General features: G+C 59.3%; 1 protein-coding gene. It reads left to right on the top strand.

Annotated features, from left to right (window positions below; all coding sequences use genetic code 11):
* The coding region (locus HU770_RS26675; RefSeq protein WP_346769588.1) for an immunoglobulin-like domain-containing protein at positions 1 to 2347 on the top strand (2347 nt) is incomplete at both ends.

The raw sequence follows: 2347 nt of genomic DNA, 5'->3' as shown, positions 1-2347 counted from the left end.
GCGCCTGACAACGTTTACGTTGGGACCAACGCGCCGGTAGAGCAGAGCCTGCAAGCAGTCAGCGGCGCTGATGCTTGGAAGTTCGAAAACCTGGTTCTGGACAAGACCCCGGTCAGCACCGCTGTTACCGACGAGCCAGGTACTCCGGGCAACGAAGGCGATCTGGTCAAGGTCACCATCACGGCCGATCAGGTTTCGGTCGCAGAGAACGTGAAGCCGACCTTCACCGTCCACATCAACACCGCGTTGGCGCACGACCTGGTCGTGACCCTGAGCAACAATGCTCAGGTCACCATCAAGGCCGGTGAAACCAGCAGCGAACCTTACACCCACGACGCGCAGGGCGACGACGTCTACAAAGACGCCGGTGAAATCGGCCTGGGTATCAAATCGGCAGCAGACATCGATGGTCGCGCCTTCGAGAACTTGCAACTGGGTGATGCCGCGTCGGTCAAAGTCACCGACACCACCGACGATGTCATCGCCAAGCTGACCGCTACCCCTTCGGTGACCGAAGGTGGCGAGATCACCTACACCGTCACCTTGACCAACAAAGACGGTCTGCCGATCGACAAACACTCGGCGCTGACTTTCACCCTGAGCGATGGCACCACGGTCATTACTGTGCCGGCCAACAGCACCTCGGGCTTCGTGACTGTCACTGCTCCGGACAACGTTTACACCGGCACCAACGACCCAGTAATCAAGTCGATCGCTTCGGTTGATGGCGCCGATGTTGGCAAGTTCGAAAACCTGGTCCTGGACAAGACCCCGGTCAGCACCGCTGTTACCGACGAGCCAGGTACCCCAGGCAACGAAGGTGATCTGGTCAAGGTCACTATCACCGCTGACCAGGTCTCGGTTGCCGAGAACGTGAAGCCGACCTTCACCGTGCACATCAACGCTGCCCTGGACCACGACCTTGTCGTGACCCTGAGCAACAACGAAGTTGTGACCATCAAGGCTGGCGAAACCAGCGCACCGTACGCTCACGACGCGCAGGGCGACGACGTTTACAAAGATGCCGGTGAGATCAACCTGGGTATCAAGTCGGCAGCCGACATCGATGGCCGTGCCTTCGAGAACCTGCAACTGGGTGATGCCGCGTCGGTCAAAGTGACTGACACCACTGACGACGTAGTGGCCAAGCTGACTGCAACACCTTCGGTCACCGAAGGTGGTGCGATCACTTACACCGTCACCTTGACCAACAAAGACGGTCTGCCGATCGATAAACACTCGGCGCTGACCTTCACGCTGAGCGATGGGACAACCGTCATTACCGTGCCGGCCAACAGCACTGTTGGCACCGTCACTGTCACTGCTCCGGACAACAACTACGTCGGTGCGAACGACCCAGTGATCAAATCGATCGCTTCGGTTGATGGCGCCGATGTCGGTCAGTTCGAGAACCTGGTTCTGGACAAAACCCCAGTCAGCACCGCTGTCACCGACGAGCCAGGTACTCCGGGCAACGAAGGCGACCTGGTCAAGGTCACTATCACCGCTGACCAGGTCTCGGTTGCCGAGAACGTGAAGCCGACCTTCACCGTCCACATCAACACCGCGCTGGCGCACGACCTGGTCGTGACCCTGAGCAACAACGCCACCGTCACCATCAAGGCGGGCGAAACCAGCGCGCCGTATAGCCACGACGCGCAGGGCGACGACGTCTACAAAGATGCCGGTGAGATCAACTTGGGCATCAAGTCCGCCGTCGATGTAGACGGTCGTGCCTTCGAAAACCTGCAGTTGGGCGATGCGGCGTCGGTCAAAGTCACCGATACCACCGACGACGTGGTTGCCAAACTGACCGCTACCCCTTCGGTCACCGAAGGCGGTGCAATCACTTACACCATCACGCTGACCAACAAAGACGGTCTGCCGATCGATAAACATTCGGCGCTGACCTTCACGCTGAGCGACGGCACCACGGTCATCACCGTGCCGGCCAATGGCACTTCGGGCTTCGTGACTGTCACTGCTACGGACAACGTTTACACCGGTACTAATGACCCGGTGATCAAGTCCATCGCCAGCGTCGACGGCGCTGATGTTGGCAAGTTCGAGAACCTGGTCCTAGACAAGACCCCGGTCAGCACCGCTGTCACCGACGAGCCAGGCTCGGGCACCCCAGGCACTGGCAACGGTGGCGACCTGGTCAAAGTCACCATCACGGCCGACCAGGTTTCGGTCGCTGAAAACGTTAAACCGACCTTCACCGTTCACATCAACGCTGCCCTGGACCACGACCTTGTCGTGACCCTGAGCAACAACGAAGTTGTGACCATTAAGGCCGGCGAAACCAGTGCGCCGTACAGCCATGCTGCGCAAGGCGACGACGTCT

Origin of the sequence: Pseudomonas sp. SWRI68, from assembly GCF_014269165.1 — a bacterium.
Classification (GTDB): domain Bacteria; phylum Pseudomonadota; class Gammaproteobacteria; order Pseudomonadales; family Pseudomonadaceae; genus Aquipseudomonas; species Aquipseudomonas capeferrum.
This window is presented reverse-complemented; position numbering and strand designations above follow the sequence as displayed.